The following is a 20,218-nucleotide window of genomic DNA, read 5'->3' on the forward strand; positions in this document are numbered from 1 at the left end:
CTTAATTGATTTTAACTTGTTGGCGTTGTAATAAAACTGCTTTATATTCTTTAGGGAATACTTTTACAAAGTGAGCAGATTGCGTATCCCAATCACTTAATATAAATTCTGCAACTCTACTGTTAGTTAATCGAATATGATTTTTTAATAGTGTTGTGATTCTTTCTTCATCCTCTGCTAATAATGGATCTAAATCAACCATTTCTGGATTACATTTATTTGCAAAAGTTTTACTTACATCGTAAATCCAAGCGATACCTCCACTCATACCAGCTGCGAAATTGCTACCTGTATCTCCAATTACGAGCACTTCACCACCTGTCATGTACTCGCAACCGTGATCGCCTACACCTTCTACAACCGATGTGGCACCAGAGTTACGCACAGCGAAACGTTCACCAGCTTTTCCTCTAATATATAACTCACCAGAAGTTGCGCCATATAAGGCAACGTTACCAATAATTATATTTTGCTCAGGAACATAGTTGATATTACTAAAAGGATAGACAACCAATTTAGCACCTGATAAACCTTTACCTACATAATCATTTCCTTCACCTTCTAATGTTAAAGTCAAACCTTTAGCGGCAAATGCTCCAAAACTTTGTCCGGCAGAACCAAAACATTTAAAATTGATAGTGTCAGCTGGTAAACCTGCACTTTTATGAACTTTAGAAATCTCATTAGAAAGCATGGTTCCAATTGCTCTATCAGTATTTTTAACTTCAAAATTGGCAAAAACAGGCTCATTATTTAAAATAGCAGCTTGTGCCTTTTCAATCAATTGATGATCTAAAACGCTATCTAATCCGTGATCTTGGAACTCGGTTTGATATAATGGCAAACCATTATCTGGTTCTTTGTACAATATTGGTGCTAAGTTTACATATTTCAATTTCCAATCTGCATCTGCAATTTCTCTAGTCTTCAATACTTGAGATTGACCAATCATTTCATGTATGGTTCTAAAACCAAGTTCAGCCATGATTTCACGTAACTCTTCTGCCAAGAAATGGAATAAATTAACCACATGATCTGCATCACCAGTAAATAACTTTCTTAATTCTGGATCTTGTGTAGCCACACCAACCGGACAAGTATTTAAATGACATTTACGCATCATGATACAGCCAGAAGTTACCAAGGCCGCAGTTGCCACACCCCATTCTTCGGCACCTAACAGCGCAGCAATTGCAATATCACGACCAGTTTTTAACTGACCATCAGTTTGTAGTACAACTCTACTTCTTAATCTATTTTTAACCAAAGTTTGGTGGGCTTCAGCCAATCCTAATTCCCATGGTAAACCAGTATGCTGGATAGAAGTTAACGGCGATGCACCTGTACCACCATCGTAACCAGAAACTAAAATTACATCGGCATGTGCTTTAGCAACACCTGCTGCAATTGTGCCTACACCAGCTTTAGAAACCAATTTCACGTTAATTCTAGCTGCTCTATTTGAGTTTTTCAAATCAAATATCAGCTGTGCTAAATCTTCGATTGAGTAAATATCGTGGTGTGGTGGAGGCGAAATTAAACCAACTCCAGGTGTAGCATGACGAACTCTTGCAATCCAGTCATCTACTTTGTGACCAGGCAATTGACCACCTTCACCAGGTTTTGCACCTTGTGCCATTTTAATTTGCAACTCATCTGCATTGGTTAAATAATTACTTGTTACACCAAAACGAGCTGAGGCAATTTGTTTAATAGCCGAACGCATCGAATCTCCATTCGCTAATTTTTCATAGCGCATATCATCCTCACCACCTTCGCCTGTATTACTTTTTCCGCCGATGCGGTTCATAGCAATAGCTAAAGTTGAATGTGCTTCGTGAGAGATTGAACCAAATGACATGGCTCCTGTTGCAAATCTTTTTAAGATAGATTCTGTTGATTCTACTTCTTCTAAACCTATTGCAGGGCGAGAATAGTTAAATTCTAATAATCCACGAATAGTGTAAGCTTGTTGCGTTTGCTCGTTAATTAATTTAGAATATTTTTTAAACGTAGTATAATCGTTTCTTCTGGTTGCGTTTTGTAATAAATGGATAGTTTCTGGATTGAACAAATGTTTTTCACCACGTCTTCTCCATTTATACGTTCCACCAGCAGTTAAAATTGGATCAGCTTGTGTTTTTGGACCAAAACTACGACGATGTTTAATCAATGTTTCATGCGCAATTTCATCTAATCCTAATCCGCCGATGCGAGATACAGCACCTGTAAAATGTGTATTTACGACTTGTTCATTAATACCTAAAATTTCAAATATTTGTGCGCCATGATACGATTGCAACGTTGAAATTCCCATTTTAGAGAAGATTTTTAACAATCCGTTGTTTACCGCATAAATATAATTAGAGATTAATTTCTCAGGTTTTAAACCGCTTTCTTTATCAAAACCTTTAATGGTTTCTAAAGCTAAATACGGATTAACAGCAGTTGCGCCAAAGCCAATTAATGTAGCGAAATGGTGTACTTCCCAAATATCGCCAGCCTCAACTACAAGACCAACCGCACCGCGATAACCTTTTCTAATTAAGTGGTGATGAACTGCCGAAACTGCTAATAAAGAAGGAATTGCAGCATGTTCTGAATCAATTGCTCTATCTGAAAGTACAATAACTTGGAAGCCATCTTCAACCGCATCAACAGCATAACGACACAAACGATCTAATGCTTTTGCCATTGCTCCAGGTTTTCCATCGGCTCTAAAATACATTTGTAGCGTTTTAGATTGGAATAATCCAGTATCAATGCTTCGTAATTTCTCTAATTCTAAATTGGTTAATATTGGATGTTTGATACCTACACAATGGCATTGCATCTGATTTTCTTCCAATAAGTTACCGTTATTTCCCATAAATCCAGCCAAACTCATGACCACTTTTTCACGAATTGGATCAATTGGCGGATTGGTAACTTGTGCAAACAACTGTTTGAAATAAGACGACAAATGTTGAGGTTGTTTAGATAAAATAGCCAATGGCGTATCTGTACCCATCGAACCAATTGCCTCTTTACCCTCAACTGCCATTGGTTTTAATAGCAAGTCGATATCTTCTCTGCTGTAACCAAATACTTGTTGATATTTAAAAATAGAATCTGATGCCAAATTGGTAAACATTACCCTTGGTTCTGGCAATTCTTCTAATTTAATTTGATATTGATTAATCCAATCTGCATATGGCCTACGACCACAAACTTGTTGTTTAATTTCCTGATCGCTGATAATTCTGCCTTGTTGCATATCTACAACAAACATTTTGCCTGGCGTTAATCGGCCTTTTTCAATTACTGTACTTTGATCAATCGCTAAAGCACCAGATTCTGATGCCATAATTACTCTGTCATCGCTAGTTAGCACATAACGAGAAGGGCGTAAACCATTACGATCTAAAGTCGCACCAATTAAATTACCATCGGTAAATGCAATAGCAGCTGGTCCATCCCAAGGTTCCATTAACGAAGCGTGGAATTGATAGAATGCCTTTTTAATCGGATCCATATCGTCATTTCCATCCCAAGCTTCTGGAATTAACATCATTAAAACGTGTGGTAATGAACGACCAGCATGTAATAATAATTCAACTACATTATCTAAACAGCCAGAATCTGATTGCGTTTCATCAATTACTGGAAGAATCATGTTCAATTCTTCTGGTGTAAAATATGGTGATGCAAAAGATTTAACACTCGATCTGAACCAGTTTAAATTACCTTGTAAAGTATTAATCTCACCGTTGTGAGCAATAAATCTAAACGGTTGAGCTAATCGCCATGATGGAAAAGTATTTGTTGCAAAACGTGAGTGGATTAAGCCAAAAGCCGAAACCATACGTTTATCGCTCAGTTCTGTAAAGTAAGTTCTAACCTGTAAAGAGGTTAGCTGACCTTTATATATAATAGTCCGAGAAGAAAATGAAACGATATAAAATTCATCTTTACTTCCGGCTACGGTATTGTAAATTGTTTTGGTTAAATAGGTTTTAAGTACGAAAAGTTTGCGTTCAAAATCTGCACCTTCAGCAATGTGATAAGGTCTAGCTACAAATACTTGCTCAATTTCTGGTTCAACAGAAAGTGCCATGTTGCCAATATCAGTCGTATCTACTTGTACTTTTCTAAAGCCTAAAACTTCTAATCCTAGTTTTTCAGCTGTGCGATAAATAATTTCACGACATTCTTCTCTAGCACGAATTTCTTTAGGTAAAAAAAGTTGACCAACGCCGTAATCTCCATAAGCAGGAAGACTGAAGCCCGTTCTCAAACATTCGTCGAATAAAAATTCATGAGGAACTTGAATCATAATCCCTGCCCCATCTCCCGTATTTGGTTCAGCACCACAAGCGCCACGGTGATCTAGATTTTCTAGAATAGTAATGGCATCTGAAATAATTTGGTGCGATTTTCGCCCTTTTACATGCGCAACGAAACCAATGCCACAGGCATCGTGTTCGAAACTTTTACGGTATAATCCTTGTTGTTCATTCAAGTTTTCCATTTGTGTACATTTTTTCATTTAGTATGAAGCTATCTACAGGCAAGTTTTTGAGGAATATTCTTGACTTGCCTACGACGATTTCACTTGGTTTTTAGTTAGTGTATAGGAAACACTAAGATAGTGAAAAATTACGTCAAATTACATTATCAGTAATTTTTTTTTGAATTAAATATATTTTAATGAAATAAACCTTACTTATTTATCAACTTGGCAATTGGGAACGTTATAGATTATGAATTTGGCAATTGAATATTTATTATTTATGCATAACAAAACCTTAGGAAGCAGATTTAAAATCGGTTATACCATCAAAAATTATCGATTTCTGAATTAAATTACAAAAAATTAATCACAAATCACTATCAATCAAATACATAATAATGATGACTAAAAATAAACACATTTCTTTTTGTAGAATGAGTGTTTTTTCTACCTTTGTGCCGGGCAAGTCTTTTACGATCAGCTCCCTTTGAACTCCCCCAGGGCGGGAACGAAGCAAGGGTAGAAGGTTGTAGCGGTGCGATAAAAGTTGCTTGCCCATTTTTTCCCCTTACCCCCTGAAGGGGCGATGTAAACTAATCAGGGTTTCTTCTTACCTTAATTATTTCCCTACGGGATATTAGATTATGAAATTTTTTATTGATACAGCGAATTTAGATCAAATTAAAGAAGCACAGGATTTAGGCGTTTTAGACGGAGTTACAACCAACCCAAGTTTAATGGCCAAAGAAGGAATTACTGGCGATGCAAATGTAATTGCTCATTATAAAGCTATCTGTAACATAGTTGATGACAATGTAAGTGCAGAAGTTATTGCTACTGATTTTGATGGTATGGTAAAAGAAGGTGAAGCATTAGCTGCCCTTAATCCTAAAATTGTGGTAAAAATACCGATGATAAAAGATGGTATTAAAGCGATTAAATATTTTTCTGGCAAAGGAATTAGAACGAATTGTACATTAATTTTCTCTCCAGGCCAAGCGTTATTAGCTGCAAAAGCTGGCGCAAGTTATGTATCTCCATTTTTAGGTCGTTTAGATGATATTTCTACAGATGGTTTGCAATTAATTGAAGATATCCGTTTAATATTTGATAATTATGGTTACCCAACTGAAATTTTAGCCGCTTCTATTCGCGGTCCATTACATATTGTTGCATGCGCAAAACTAGGCGCTGATGTAATTACTGCTCCTTTAGCTGCAATTACTGCATTATTAAAACACCCATTAACGGATAGCGGTTTAGCAACTTTCTTAGCAGATCATGCTAAAGCAAGCGGAAAATAGCCCTTTTTGCAATTCATTATAAATTGAAAAGCCTCGAAATATTCGGGGCATTTTTATTTTTATCTCCATTTAAGAAAATGGATCAAGCGTAATAATTAGCGAATACAATTTGTTGGTAAAGACCCCATTTATTACATTTTTACTAATTATCCTGATACCACTTTAAGGTGCATCACTTAATACTTGCTTTATGCCAAGTTCAACTTTACTTCAGCTACACCTACTAGGATAATACCACATTCGTAAGAGCTTAACTATTGGCTTATATTTAATTCGGGATTCAGTCGTAGTTGGTTCGGATTCAATTGTCACAAGTCCGAACTAACCCCGACCCAACCCCGAACTAAGTGCGTTTTAACACACATACTTTTACGATGCTTTTATAATGCAAACACGAAGTAAATTAGAACTCAATACTTGTATTAAGGAATAATAAATAATGTAGTGCGTTCAGATAGAATAGAAAAAAATAAGCTTATACTGATGTATTGCAGAAAATTTTCAAACTCAGTGTCTATGTGCCACAAACCATGGTTAAGAGTTGCATATGATACACTCTTAACCAAAAGTTAAATTTTGTTAATAATATTTTCATAATAAATTAATTCATCACTTTTTAATTAATTTGTGAAGAAAAATTCCTCATGTTTAGAATTCTCTTTATCTGTTTATGTTTTTCTTCTCCGCTTTTTGCTCAACAAACAATTTCTGGTTCAGTGAATACAGAAAAGGGCAAAGTTATTCCTTATGTAAATATTGGTATTAAAGGTAGTAAAATGGGGACTGTGAGTGACATAGATGGAAAATTCACTTTGCAGGTTGCTGATTCATTACTTAATGATGCATTTACATTTTCGAGCGTTGGCTTTGAAGTAAAGAAAATACCTATTCGAGAACTTGTTAATTCAAAAGATATTAAAGTAATTCTTGCAGAAAGTGTGACTCATTTAAGTGAAGTTCATATTTCAAATAGAAAAAGGAAAACATATAAATTAGGTATTACAGGCAGAACTCCAATGGTGAGTATTCCATCATCTAGTTATCAGAAAAATGATATTATGGAACAAGCAAGGCTGATTCATGTAAAAGAACCTGTTCAGATTATGAATGCTAATATTTTTGTGTTATCTGATATCAAAGAGGATATTAACGTTAGGATTAACTTTTATGGTTTTGAAAATGGTTTACCAGGTAATCGCGTTGTAGAAAAAAGCATTATTAGAAAGATGCAATATCAAAAAGGCTGGCAAACTTTTGATTTAACTAATGAAGAAATTTATCTTGACAAAGATTTTGTGGTTTCATTTGAATATCTACCAAGTAACAGAAAGATGATTTCTTTTGGCGCAAAAATCGGTGCTGCTGATAGCTATTTAAGAAATAATAGTCAAGGAACTTGGAGAAAAAACATGGTTGGTGGATGTAGCATCTACGTTACGGTAGAAAACTAATTGCTAGTTTAATTAATCAACTCATTAAAACCGCTTTCACTTTATCATAATCAATCTGTTCATCAGGTTCAATTAAAATACCCTTCACTCCTGCTCCATTGGCAGCTTCTACATCTCTTGGTTTGTCTCCAATCATAACTGATAAATTAGGATCGATATTATGGGTAGCAATTGCTTCTAATAACATACCGGATAAAGGTTTTCTACATTGGCATGGTTCTGAAACTGTAGGGTGATGTGGGCAATGATACGCATGTGTAATTTTTGCTCCTTTCGCTTCAAATGCTTTAAACAAAATAGCATGCATTTCTGCCAAAATCTCTTCCGTATATCTATTTAAAGCAATTCCGCCTTGATTTGTAATTATAATCAACAAATAACCTTCATCATATAATCTTTTTAAAGGTGGAATTTGATATTCCAATACTTCAAAATCTTCTACTTTGCATATATAGTCGTAAATCTCATGATTTAATACGCCGTCTCTATCTAAAAAAATCGCTTTATTTTTCATCGCTGCAATATAACTAAGGATTTTTAATCCTTGTATGCTCATCAAAAAAAATTAACTTTAATTTTTAAATTTTTATCAAATGAGTAAAGAAGAATTTAAACCTTTTGTCCCTGCAGAAAGTAATGTTGCAGAATTTACCATCAAATCTATTTTATTAGGTTGTATTGCTGGAATTATTTTTGGCGCAGCAACTGTTTATTTAGCCTTAAAAGCTGGATTAACGGTATCAGCTTCCATTCCAATTGCAGTTTTAGCAATTACATTAGGTAAAAAATTCTTTAAGACCACCATTTTAGAAAACAACATTATACAAACTACAGGTTCTGCTGGCGAATCTATTGCAGCAGGAGTTGTTTTCACCTTACCAGGATTTTTATTTCTAAGTACAGGAATTGGTGGTCAAAGTTCAAGTGAAGCTTTTTTCAATTACATGACTATTCTTATTCTTGCTATTTTAGGTGGGATTTTAGGAACGTTAATGATGATTCCTTTACGCAGGTCATTGATTGTAAAAGAGCATGAAAATTTACCTTATCCCGAAGGTACGGCATGCGCCTCTGTTTTACAGGCAGGTGAAAAAGGTGGAACTTTTGCTCGTACTGCTTTCTGGGGTTTAGGTTTTTCATTGGTGTATGCTTTACTACAAAAAGTATTTCATGTAGTGGCGGAAGCACCTACTTGGGCAACCAAACAAGCAAACAAATTTTTACCATCTGCACAGGTAAGTGGAGAAATTACGCCAGAATATATGGGTGTTGGTTATATCATTGGCCCTAAAATATCAGGGATTTTAGTTGCAGGTGGTGTTTTAGCATGGTTAGCTTTAATTCCATTATTAGCTACACTGATAGATCCATTAGTTGCGGCAAAACAATTAACAAAACTAGGTTTACTATTGGATATTACTAAACCCGGCGGTGCTGGAAATTGGGACCCCATTACGCAAACTTTTGCCGATTACCCTAGAGCAATTTACCAAGCATTTGTAAAGCAAATTGGTGCTGGTGCTGTTGCAGCGGGTGGTTTTATTACTTTATCAAAAACAATTCCGACTATTATCTCCTCTTTTAAAGAAAGTGTGAGTTCGATTAAAGAAGGTAAAGCTGGTGGCACTATTAAGCGTACAGATAGAGATTTATCTATTAAATTAGTTGGAATTGGAAGTTTAGTTTTAATTCTTTTAATGGCTGTTTTACCTCAAATTCCAGGTGATAGCATTTTAAATAAATTATTAATTGGCGTTTTAGTTGTTGTATTTGGCGCATTCTTCGTTACTGTTTCTAGTCGTATTGTAGGTTTAATCGGTTCGAGTAATAATCCAATTTCGGGGATGACAATTGCCACAATTATGGGAACTTGTTTGGTTTTTATCGCTGTTGGTTGGACAGGTAAAATTTATGAACCTATGGCTTTGGTTGTTGGAGGAATGATTTGTATTGCAGCAGCCAATGCTGGAGCCACATCTCAAGATTTAAAAACAGGTTATCTTATTGGAGCAACGCCAAAGTATCAGCAAATTGCTTTATTTATTGGTGCAATTGTTTCTTCAATAGTAATTGGACTTACAGTACGAATATTAGATACACCGACTGCAGAAATGTTAAAACAAGGTATTCATCACGCTATTGGAACCGAAACTTATGCAGCACCGCAAGCTACTTTAATGGCAACTTTAATTAAAGGTATGTTGTCGTTTAATTTAGATTGGCAGTACGTTTTAGTAGGTGTTTTCATTGCGATTACTATCGAATTATGTGGAATTAATGCTTTATCATTTGCAGTTGGAGCTTACTTACCTTTATCGACCACGCTTCCTATTTTTGCAGGTGGAGCTATTAAGGGTTTGGTTAACTGGAGAGAAAAACAAAAAATCAAATCTGTTGAAGAAGAAGAAATTGCTCCAGGTAATTTATTTGCAACAGGTTTAGTGGCTGGTGGCGCAATTGCAGGTGTAATTGTTGCCATCCTTATGGTTATCCCATCCGTTAGAGATAATTTAAGCAAAGTGAATATTGAGCCTGTATTTACCAATTGGTTTGGTGATGGCGGTTATCAGATATTAGGCGTATTGTTTTTCTTATTTATGGGATTTGTATTGTACACGATTGGCATTAAAAAGCAAGAAAAGATAGATTAATATCTTTTGTCATTTCGAGTAGAGATTCTTCGCTTCGCTCTGAATGACAAAAGTTAGAATAGTCTTACTTCAATTCAAAATTTCCTATTAGCTCTGCTTTAGCAGATGATGAGCCAATAATGAGTTGAACTTTGCCAGGCAATGTTTGCATTGAATCACTTTGTAGATTGTAATGTTGAATATCTGTCGACTTTAATTCGAAAGTTAAATTTTGTTGTTCACCCTTTTTGAGATGAATGCGTTTGAAACCTTTTAACTCTTTAATTGGCATATTAACACCCTCTTGTTTGATGTAAAGCTGTACAACTTCATCGCCATCATAATTACCTGTATTTTTTAGTGATAAATTAATTTTTAATGGATTAGTTGCATCTAATTTATTGGCTGATAATTTTAAATCACTGTAAGTGAAATTAGTATAACTTAATCCGTAACCAAAAGGATAAAGTACAGGTTTGGTAACATAACGGTATGTTTTACCTTCCATACTGTAATTATCAAAAGCAGGAATATCATTAATTGATTTATAAAATGTTATCGGTAATCTTCCAGCAGGATTATAATTTCCAATCAATACATCCGCCAATGCGGCACCACCTTTTTCGCCTCCATACCAAGTTTCTACAATCGCATCTACGTTTTCTTGCTCCCAATTAATAGCCAATGCACTTCCATTTAATAATACTAAAACAATAGGTTTGCCTAGTTTTTTAAGCTCTTTTAATAATTGAGTTTGTATAGTTGGTAAATTCAAATCGGTTTTATCTCCACCTAAAAAACCTGGTACTTTTATTTTAAGTTCCTCTCCTTCTAATCTAGGAGAAATTCCGCCAACAAAAACAATAACATCAGCCTTTGCTGCAGTAGCTAAAGCTTCATCGAAATCACTTTTATAGTTATAATTAGGAGTATCGATTACATTACAACCTTTGGCATATACTACATTAGTTTGAGCAAATGCTTTTTTAATACCTTCTAATGGTGTAACAATATGTGCAGGATCACCATTGTAATTGCCTAATAATACTTCAGCATCATTTGCATTAGGGCCAATTACAGCTAGATTCTTTAAACCTTTTTTAAGTGGTAAGGTATTTTTATTATTCTTTAACAACACAATAGATTCTCTTGCCATTTGTAAAGCTTGAGTTTGATGGGCTTCATTATTTACTACGCTGTACGGAATTTTCGAATAAGGATTTAATTCTTCAGCATCAAAAATACCTAGCTTAAATTTTGCTCTTAACAAACGGGCAACTGCAGTATCTAATTCACTTTCTTTTAATAAACCTTGTTTAATAGCTGGAATTACAGCAGCACCATACCCCCAACATTGATTATCTGAACCTGCTTTAATAGCTTGTGCTACTGCTTCAACACTGTCTTTTGCCGTTTTATGAAACATGAAAAAATCGTAAAGTGCACCACAGTCTGTTGCAACAAAACCTTTAAATCCCCACTGATTGCGCAAAATATCATTTAACAAAAAAGCATCACTACAACATGGTTTCCCGTATAAACGATTATAGGCACACATGAAAGAATAGACATGTCCTTCTTGTGTTAGCATTTTAAAAGCAGGTAAATAGGTTTCCCAAAGATCTCTTTTATTGGGTTTTGCATCAAACTCATGTCGAGTTGGTTCAGGACCGCTATGTACCGCAAAATGTTTCGCAGTAGTAATCGTTTTAAAGTATTTAGGATCATCGCCCTGCATACTTTTCACAAATGCCACGCCTAATTTACCTGTCAGATAAGGATCTTCGCCAAAAGTTTCATGACCTCTTCCCCACCGAGGATCTCTAAAAATATTAACGTTTGGGGAATAAAAAGTTAAGCCTGTATAAATCGCTCTGTTTCCTTCACGTATAAATTGATGGTGTTTTGCTCTAGCTTCATCACTAACGGCAGTACCCATATTGTAAATTCCTTGCTCATTAAAAGTTGCTGCTAAACCAATAGGTTGGGGAAAAGAAGTCGCCAAACCAGCTCTAGCTACACCATGCAAAGCTTCATTCCACCAATTATAAGCTGGCATTTTCAGTCGGTCGATTGCAGGTGCATTACTATTCATTTGCAATGCTTTTTCTTCTAAAGTCATTCGCTTTAATAAATCCTGTACACGCGAATCTAAGGGTAAATTTGGATTAAGATAAGGAGCTTCTTGTGCTTTTAAAGCGCTAAAAAGTAAAAGGAGATAAGTAACTAGCGCTATTCTTTTCATTCTGATATTATTTAGCTGCAACACACCTGAAACCTGTATGTTCAAGGCCAGTATCTGCAGATGTTTTCATTCTTGAACTAACACGATAACCTTTACAATACGTTGCGTTGCACATAAAAGACCCACCTCTAACTACTCTTTTTGGCACTAATGGCTCCATAGGATCATTACTTTTAGTTGGACCTGTTGGATTATGGCTCACCGTATTTTTTAAAGTTTCATAATAATCGTAATCATACCAATCGCTACACCATTCCCAAACATTTCCGGCCATATCAAATAAGCCGTATCCATTTGGTTTAAATTGTTTTATGGCAGCTAATCTGTAAAAACCATCCCAATTTGTATTTTTATTTGGGAAATTTCCTTGCCAAGTATTCGCTTTCGGTTTGCCCTTTTCGATATCTTCATTTCCCCAAGGGTAGCTCACGTCTTTTAAGCCACCAAGAGCTGCATACTCCCATTCGGCCTCGGTTGGTAAACGTTTACCAGCCCATTTGCAATACGCCATCGCATCATTCCATGAAACTTGAACAACAGGATAATTATCTTTTCCAATAATATTGCTTTTTGGTCCTTGCGGATGTTGCCAATCTGCTCCTTTTTCCCAACTCCACCATTGCGAAGCATCGTTTAAATTAACAGCATAATTAGGTGGACTAAAAACTAAAGAAGAAGCAACTAATACGCTATCAGGAGGTTTAGGTGTGCCAGGCGGAACCTGTTTTTTGATTTCTTCCCAGTCTGGTTTGCGTTCGGCAGTTGTAATATATCCTGTTGCTTTAACAAAAGCGCTGAATTGTGCATTGGTAACTTCTGTAACATCTATCCAAAAACCATCTAATTCAACTTTATGCCTAGGAAATTCATCTGCTCTACCTTCCTTATCTGCTGATCCCATTACAAAAGAACCACCTTTAACCCATACCATTCCTTTATGATCTGCTTTGCCCTGTTTAATGTCTAAACTTGAATTGGTTTCTCCAAAACGAGATGGTAAATTGCTTTCACAAGATGCCATTGCACTTTTTGCAGTAGTTTTTTCATCTTTTGGTGTGGTGCGATTACAAGAAAAAACACTTATAACAAATAGAAAAAAAATAGAATATAAACCTTTCGTCATTAGTTTTTAGTTAAAAAAGAAGAAAGATATTCTCAAACAAAAATTAGGATATCGCTCTGTCTAAATGTACATAACCGCCGTCTACGTGAATTAATTGACCAGTAGTGTGGCTCGATTTGTCTGACAGTAAAAATACAACAGTTTGTGCAATTTCCTCAGGTGTTGTCATTCTTTTTTCGAATGGAATTTTATCAGTGATAGCTTTTAATTTTTCTTCAGGATTATCGAAAGTACTAATCCAAGTTTTATAAAGAGGCGTGAATGATTCAGCTACGATTACAGCATTTACGCGAATACCATACGGCAATAATTCTACCGCCCATTCTCTTGTTAAAGCATTACGAGCACCATTTGCTGCAGCATAAGCTGATGTTCCACCTTGACCAGTTTCTGCTGTTTTACTTCCAATATTTATAATTACACCTTTACTTTGCTTTAAAGCGGGTAAGGCATAATGTGCCAACATATAATAATGAACTACATTTTTATGCAATGAAGAGATAAAACCTTCATAACTTCCATTTTCTAAGCCCACACCATCATTAACACCTGCATTATTAATTAATCCATCTATTTTTCCGTATCTACTGATTACGGTTTCTACCACTTGCTTGCTGGCTTCTGGATTGGTTAATTCGGCTGTGATGAAATCAACTTGTTGCCCTAAAGCTTTAATTTCATTAACTAATTTTAGATTATCATTTTCGTTTCTACCTATTATAATAGGTAAAGCACCTTCAGCAGCTAAAACTTTAACAATAGCAGCTCCAATTCCTTTAGCGGCACCGGTAACAATAATTACTTTATGAGTTAGATTTAAGTTCATTTTAATTGATATTATAGAATTTCACAGCATTATCGTTAAAAATTGATTGCTTTTGTGCTGCTGTAAAATCTTTTGTATATTTTTTTAATAGGTTAATCCAGTTTGTATAGTTTGAAGCTAATAATAACACAGGCCAATCGCTTCCAAATAGAATTCGATCTGGTCCAAAGCTTTCAAAAATTACATCTAGACAATTAAATATTGTTTTTTCATCCCAATTCGCCCAATCGCATTCTGTTAAAAGCCCAGACAATTTACAATATACATGTTCTTGCTGTGCAATGATGCGGATGTTTTTAGCCCAATCTTCAATCTCTTTATTTTTAAGATCTGGTTTAGCGCAATGATCGATTATAAAGGGTTGATCTTCTGCTTTGTTTAAAAATTCAATTACTTCTGGTAACTGATGATGTTTTACCAAAATATCGTAGGTATAATTGTGTTGTTTTAAGCTTCTAATTCCTTCAATAAAATCTTGTTGTAAAAGAAAACCTGTTGGTTCTGCCTGCACAATATGCCGCCAACCTTTAATTATGGGTTGTTTTGCGTATTTTTCTAATTGTTCATCCAAGTTTGGGCTTTTCAAATCTATCCAACCTACAATTCCCTTAATAAAAGTATTTTGTTGCGCTAAGTCAAGTAAAAATTCAGTTTCTGTTATAGATTGATCTGCCTGAACTGCAATGCAACCCTGTACTTGGTTAGCTTTTAATTCTTTAATAAGGTTATTCGGTAAATAATCCTGACGTAGAATTGCCATTTCATCATCTATCCAAGAATCTCTTATTGGATCAAATTGCCAGAAATGTACATGGGAATCAATCATTATAAACTAAAAATCTTATCCATTAAAATCCATTTTTCACCTGGTTTTGCGAAGGGCAATGCTTGTTGATATTTCCACATTAAGGTTTCCCATTCTTGCACTTTTGGATTTGCTAAATCGGTTGCATTCTTTTGTTCAAAGCTAAATGTATCATTTACTTCCATAATCATAAACAACCGATTACCAGCACGATAAATATCCAATACTTCAATACCAGAATCAGTAATACTCTTTATAATTTCTGGCCAAACTGCAGCATGATATTCCTCGTATTTAGCAATTAATGCTTCATCATTAACTAAATCTAAGGCAAAACAATGTCTTTTCATACGGTGTATGCTTTGGCAGTTTGTTTACTAGTTCCTAAACCATCAATACCTAATTCAACAACATCACCAGGTTTAAGGTACCAAGGTTCTGGTTTTTGACCTAAACCTACACCAGCAGGAGTTCCAGTCGTAATTACATCTCCAGGTAATAAAGTCATAAACTGACTAATATAATGCACAATAAAAGGAACGTTAAAAATTAAGTTAGCAGTTGTGCCATCTTGTAATTTCTTACCATTTACGGTTAACCATAGGTTTAATTGATGCACATCAGCTATTTCGTCTTTTGTAGCAATGTATGGACCTAAAGGCGCAAAAGTATCGCAACCTTTACCTTTTGCCCATTGTCCATTGCGTTCTAATTGAAACTCTCTTTCACTATAATCGTTGTGTAAACAGTAGCCAGCTATATAATCATAAGCATCTGCTTCTTCAACGTAGCTTGCTTTTTTACCAATTATAATGGCCAATTCTACTTCCCAATCTGTTTTTTTACTTCCTTTTGGGATAACTAAATCATCGTTTGGTCCAACAATAGCAGTTGTAGATTTAAAAAACAAAATAGGTTCTGTTGGTATTGGTGCGTTGGTTTCTTTGGCATGATCTGAATAATTTAAGCCCACACAAAGTAATTTAGAAGGTCTAGCCAATGGCGAACCTAAACGCACATTCGAGTCTATTTTTTTAAGGTTTGCACCTGATATTTCTTTTTCCAGTTTTTCAATTCCGCCTTCACTAAAGAAATCCTCATTATAATCTGTTACCAAATCTGATACATCGAAGTATTCATTATTGATAATTACACCTGGTTTTTCTTTCCCTATTTCTCCAAATCTGATTAATTTCATGTTCTTTTATTAAATTTTATAGCCTACAAAAGGCACTTCTTATTATTCTAAAGTTAATTTTAATTATTCAATGTTGTAAAACCACCATCAATTGCATAGTCTAAGCCAGTGATAAAGGCAGCTTCATCACTGCATAAATATAAAGCCAAATAACCAATTTCTTCTGGCTTTGCCATACGACCAATAGGTTGCGATTTAGATAATTTCTCGAACATTTCTTCTTTATTATCTGCGTAGTTTTTCTCGAGAAAACCATCCACAAAAGGAGTATGCACTCTTGCTGGAGAGATAGAATTACATCTTATATTTTCTGTAAGATAATCTTTAGCTACACTCATGGTCATTGCTTTTACTGCGCCCTTAGCTGTGCTGTACGCAAACCTATCTGCTAAACCAACCAATGCGGCTATCGATGCCATATTTAAAATTACCCCTCCTCCACTTTTGCGAAGTTGCGGAATAGCAGCACGAATGCAATTATAAACGCCCTTTACATTTACATTCATCACTTTATCAAAATCTTCTTCTGGCGTGGTATCAGCTTTGCCGATATGGGCAATTCCTGCATTATTAACCAAAACATGAATAGCGCCTATTTTCTCGAAAATAGCAGCGGTTTCTGCTTGCATAGCCACATTACAACTATGAGCAAAAGCAGTATTTCCTGCAGCTTTAATTTCTGCTACTGTTTTTTCTGCATTTTCTGCGCTCAATTCTAAAATATGTACTTCTGCCCCATTTTGAGCTAATGCAAGTGCAATCGCTTTTCCAATTCCGCTACCGCCACCTGTAATTATCGCTTTTTTATCTTGAAATGAAAACATGTATTAAATTTATTGTTTTTTACTAATTTAAAGACTAACTCCTCTTTTCCAAGGAATAAAATCATCTTGATTTAACTGCACTGCTTTAGGTATTTCTTCGCCACTGGCAACTTTGATACAATAGTTAAGAATATCTGCACCCATTTCGGCAATCGTTTTATCGCCTGAAATTACAGCACCAGCATCTATATCAATAATATCTTTCATTCGTTGTGCTAAACCTGTATTTGTAGCCACTTTAATGGTTGGACAAACCGGATTTCCCGTAGGCGTACCCAAACCTGTTGTAAACAAAATTAGGGTCGCTCCTGCTGCTGCTTTACCTGTGGTCGCTTCTACATCATTACCTGGCGTACACACTAAATTTAATCCAGCTTTAGTAGCAGGTTCTGTATAATCTAAAACATCAGTTACTGGTGACGAACCCGCTTTACGAGCCGCACCTGCAGATTTAATTGCATCGGTAATTAAACCATCTTTAATATTTCCTGGCGATGGATTCATGTGGAAACCTGAACCAACTTGATGTGCCAATGCGTTATATTCTGTCATTAAACGAATAAATTTGCGAGCAGACTCTTCAGTTTCGCAGCGATCTATCATTTCTTGTTCTACCCCACACAATTCTGGAAACTCTGCTAACAGCACTTTTCCACCAAGAGCAACTAATAAATCTGCACAATAACCAACAGCTGGATTTGCAGAAATACCACTAAAACCATCGCTGCCACCACATTTTACGCCTAAGCATAATTTACTTAAGGGTGCTGGTTTTCTTTCGATTTTATTAATCTCAATTAACCCTTTAAAGGTTTCTTGTATGGCATCTTTAATTAATTGCTCTTCACTTTGTGCGCCTTGCTGTTCGAAAACTAACAAAGGTTTATCAAATGATGGATTGCGTTTTTTCAGCTCTGCGGTAAAATCACTTACTTGTAAATGCTGACAACCTAAACTTAAAACGGTAATGCCCGCAACATTAGGATGATCTGCATAGGCTGCTAACAATTTGCTCAATGTTTCAGCATCTTGTCTTGTACCGCCACAACCTCCACTATGATTTAGAAATTTAATCCCATCTACATTGCTAAACAAACGATTGCGTTTGTTTTCCCGACTAGGAAGTAATATTTCTTCATCAATATTTGCCCCATTTTGGTAGGCTACAATTAATTGCTGTGTGTAAGATTTATATTTATCACCTACAGCATAACCTAATTCTCCATATAAGGCTTCTTTAATCATATCTAGGTTTCTGTTTTCACAAAAAACTGTCGGAATAAATAACCAATAATTAGCTGTACCTACTTCGCCATTACTACGGTGATAGCCTAAAAAACTTCGGTCTGCAAACTGATTAACATCTGGTGCATGCCAATCGTAATTCGCATTTCTATAGGCAAAAGGTTCGGCAGCATGATGCGTATTTGTAGTGTTCATTCTACTTCCTTTTGCAACGATAGTTTGTGTTTTACCAACCAACACACCATACATCATCACTTCTTCTCCTGGCTCCATTGTTTGCATAAAAAATTTATGCTTAGCAGGAATATCTTCTTGAAGGGTAAAATCTTCTTGTTCGAAATGAATTACATCGCCTTTGGCTAAATTACTTAAGGCAACTAATACATTATCATTTTTATGAATTTTTAATACTCGGTGTTTCATTTTACGGATTAACTGAAAGTTTTGGCTGTCCATTTTTCTCTGTATTTCTATTATTTATACCGAAAATGAGTATAACGATAAAACAGATTAGAGGCACTAAATAGCCATATTGAATATTTTGGGTAGCATCTGAAATTAATCCTAAAATTGGAGGTAAAGCTGCACCACCAACAATTGCCATTACAATTAAGGATGAGCCTATTTTGGTGTTATGCCCTAAACCTTCAATTCCTATTGAAAAAATGGTTGGGAACATAATGCTCATGAAAAACGCAATGCCTATTAATGTATAAACCACTACCATTCCTGTAGCGAAAATGGCTATTACTGTTAAAATTGAGCAGATAACGGCATATATGATTAATAATTTCCGTGGATTGACATAACGCATTAAGAAAGTTCCGAAAAAACGTCCTAGCATAAATGCTAAACCAAAAAAACCTAAATAGGTTGTCGATGAAGCTTCACTTAAACCTGCTGCATGTGTACTCATTTTGATAAAAAAACTCCCTACGCAAACTTGAGCGCCTACATAAAAGAATTGAGCTAGTATTCCCCATCTTAATTTTATGGATTTAAATGCACCAGAAAAACTTGCCAAGCCAGTTTCTTCTTCTTCTTCGTGTTTAATATCTGGTAGTTTTGTAAAGAGAAATATCACCGCCACGATAAAAATGATAATACCTAATATTAAATAAGGTGCTTTAACACTCGCTGCTTCATTACTTAAATAAGCATTTAATTGCTCTGGAGACATGGCTTGTTGTTGCGCTGCCGTTAATTCCTTACCAGATAATATCATTTTACCTATATAAGTGGGCGCAATATAAGCTGCTAATCCATTAAACGACTGAGAAAAATTTATACGTTGAGTAGCCGTTTCTGGTGGGCCTAAAACAGTTACATAAGGATTTGCTGCAGTTTCTAAAAATGTTAAGCCACAGGCGATGATAAATAAAGCGCCTAAAAAGAATACATATTGTAAGGTGTTTGCTGCAGGTACAAATAGAATTGAACCAGTTCCGAAGAGCAGTAACCCTATAATAATACCCGATTTATACCCGTACTTACGCATAATAAACCCAGCAGGTAATGCCATTACAAAATAAGCTATAAACACAGAAGAGTCTACTAATGAAGATTCTAAATCATTCAGTAAAAAAGCTTTGCGTAAATGTGGAATTAAAATTGGATCGAGGTTATGTACAAAACCCCAAAAGAAGAATAGACTGGTTACTAAAATGAGTGGGAAAAGATATTTGTTGCCCTTGGTTTGGTTCATAATTTAGATTTAGTTTGGTTTGATTTTGCCGAAAGAAATTTCGTTCACTAAAATATCCTCTGCTACACAAATAAAAGCATTACAATAAGCACATCATTCAAACATATTGTCTAAATAGTAAGCGATATTGGATATCAAGTCTTAAATCATTTATAAAATTGATAATTAAATTAAATTTTAAGCTATTCTTTAGTGTACACAACATTTAGCAACTGCTTTAACTCGTAGTTTTAAGTACGCTTATTGCACAAATAGAAATATTGGGTTATTAAAAATAAGGGAAAGAAGATGAAACAGCCTATTTTAATTATTTATTACGCTATTTTTCACCTTAAAAAGCGCTATTATTTATCGTTTAAAGTATGCCTTT

Annotated in this window: 14 protein-coding genes and 1 other RNA gene; 4 read left to right on the forward strand and 11 right to left on the reverse strand. The window is 35.2% G+C overall.

The window, feature by feature from the left end; translation table 11 throughout:
- Nucleotide 1 precedes the first annotated feature (1 nt).
- Nucleotides 2-4,510: a glutamate synthase large subunit gene (gene gltB, locus GM921_RS05065; RefSeq protein WP_182921516.1), complete on the reverse strand. Its 4,509-nt coding sequence runs from the start codon at nucleotides 4,508-4,510 to the stop codon at nucleotides 2-4.
- A gap of 442 nt (nucleotides 4,511-4,952) precedes the next feature.
- Here gltB and ffs point away from each other — a divergent pair.
- The 3 genes from ffs (at nucleotide 4,953) to GM921_RS05080 (ending at nucleotide 7,247) form a co-directional block, all read left to right on the forward strand.
- Nucleotides 4,953-5,052: signal recognition particle sRNA small type (gene ffs, locus GM921_RS05070), an RNA gene on the forward strand.
- An 84-nt stretch (nucleotides 5,053-5,136) separates the two neighbouring features.
- On the forward strand, nucleotides 5,137-5,796 hold the full coding sequence (gene fsa / locus GM921_RS05075; RefSeq protein WP_182921517.1) for a fructose-6-phosphate aldolase: 660 nt from the start codon (nucleotides 5,137-5,139) through the stop codon (nucleotides 5,794-5,796).
- Nucleotides 5,797-6,440: 644 nt separating this feature from the next.
- Complete coding sequence (locus tag GM921_RS05080) at nucleotides 6,441-7,247, forward strand: carboxypeptidase-like regulatory domain-containing protein (protein ID WP_182921518.1); 807 nt, start codon at nucleotides 6,441-6,443, stop codon at nucleotides 7,245-7,247.
- Between the two features lie 16 nt (nucleotides 7,248-7,263).
- Here the strand turns inward: GM921_RS05080 and GM921_RS05085 are convergent, their stop codons facing one another.
- On the reverse strand, nucleotides 7,264-7,803 hold the full coding sequence (locus GM921_RS05085) for a D-glycero-alpha-D-manno-heptose-1,7-bisphosphate 7-phosphatase (RefSeq protein WP_235969778.1): 540 nt from the start codon (nucleotides 7,801-7,803) through the stop codon (nucleotides 7,264-7,266).
- Between the two features lie 37 nt (nucleotides 7,804-7,840).
- Between GM921_RS05085 and GM921_RS05090 the strand changes: the two genes are divergently transcribed.
- Nucleotides 7,841-9,898 carry an OPT family oligopeptide transporter gene (locus GM921_RS05090; protein ID WP_182921519.1) on the forward strand — a complete coding sequence of 686 codons (2,058 nt, stop codon included), beginning with the start codon at nucleotides 7,841-7,843 and terminating at the stop codon, nucleotides 9,896-9,898.
- A gap of 64 nt (nucleotides 9,899-9,962) precedes the next feature.
- Here the strand turns inward: GM921_RS05090 and GM921_RS05095 are convergent, their stop codons facing one another.
- From GM921_RS05095 to fucP, 9 genes are read right to left on the reverse strand one after another with little or no spacing between them, the layout of a single operon-like run.
- Complete coding sequence (locus tag GM921_RS05095) at nucleotides 9,963-12,122, reverse strand: glycoside hydrolase family 3 C-terminal domain-containing protein (RefSeq protein WP_182921520.1); 2,160 nt, start codon at nucleotides 12,120-12,122, stop codon at nucleotides 9,963-9,965.
- Between the two features lie 7 nt (nucleotides 12,123-12,129).
- On the reverse strand, nucleotides 12,130-13,245 hold the full coding sequence (locus tag GM921_RS05100) for a formylglycine-generating enzyme family protein (protein ID WP_182921521.1): 1,116 nt from the start codon (nucleotides 13,243-13,245) through the stop codon (nucleotides 12,130-12,132).
- A 43-nt stretch (nucleotides 13,246-13,288) separates the two neighbouring features.
- A complete protein-coding gene (locus GM921_RS05105; protein WP_182921522.1) occupies nucleotides 13,289-14,071 on the reverse strand; it encodes an L-fucose dehydrogenase in 783 nt (260 codons plus the stop codon).
- Nucleotide 14,072: 1 nt separating this feature from the next.
- Nucleotides 14,073-14,897 (reverse strand): amidohydrolase family protein, encoded by an 825-nt coding sequence (locus tag GM921_RS05110; protein ID WP_182921523.1) that lies wholly within the window; start codon nucleotides 14,895-14,897, stop codon nucleotides 14,073-14,075.
- Nucleotides 14,897-15,226 carry an L-rhamnose mutarotase gene (locus GM921_RS05115; protein ID WP_182921524.1) on the reverse strand — a complete coding sequence of 110 codons (330 nt, stop codon included), beginning with the start codon at nucleotides 15,224-15,226 and terminating at the stop codon, nucleotides 14,897-14,899. Before GM921_RS05115 ends, GM921_RS05110 begins: the two co-directional genes overlap by 1 nt.
- Nucleotides 15,223-16,074: a fumarylacetoacetate hydrolase family protein gene (locus GM921_RS05120; protein WP_182921525.1), complete on the reverse strand. Its 852-nt coding sequence runs from the start codon at nucleotides 16,072-16,074 to the stop codon at nucleotides 15,223-15,225. The genes GM921_RS05115 and GM921_RS05120 overlap by 4 nt, the downstream gene beginning before the upstream one ends.
- A 59-nt stretch (nucleotides 16,075-16,133) precedes the next feature.
- Complete coding sequence (locus GM921_RS05125) at nucleotides 16,134-16,898, reverse strand: SDR family NAD(P)-dependent oxidoreductase (RefSeq protein ID WP_182921526.1); 765 nt, start codon at nucleotides 16,896-16,898, stop codon at nucleotides 16,134-16,136.
- 27 nt (nucleotides 16,899-16,925) lie between these two features.
- A complete protein-coding gene (locus GM921_RS05130; protein ID WP_182921527.1) occupies nucleotides 16,926-18,566 on the reverse strand; it encodes a UxaA family hydrolase in 1,641 nt (546 codons plus the stop codon).
- A gap of 1 nt (nucleotide 18,567) precedes the next feature.
- Complete coding sequence (gene fucP, locus GM921_RS05135; protein WP_182921528.1) at nucleotides 18,568-19,848, reverse strand: L-fucose:H+ symporter permease; 1,281 nt, start codon at nucleotides 19,846-19,848, stop codon at nucleotides 18,568-18,570.
- Between the last annotated feature and the right edge of the window lie 370 nt (nucleotides 19,849-20,218).

Origin of the sequence: Pedobacter planticolens, from assembly GCF_014172375.1 — a bacterium.
Taxonomy (GTDB): domain Bacteria; phylum Bacteroidota; class Bacteroidia; order Sphingobacteriales; family Sphingobacteriaceae; genus Pedobacter; species Pedobacter planticolens.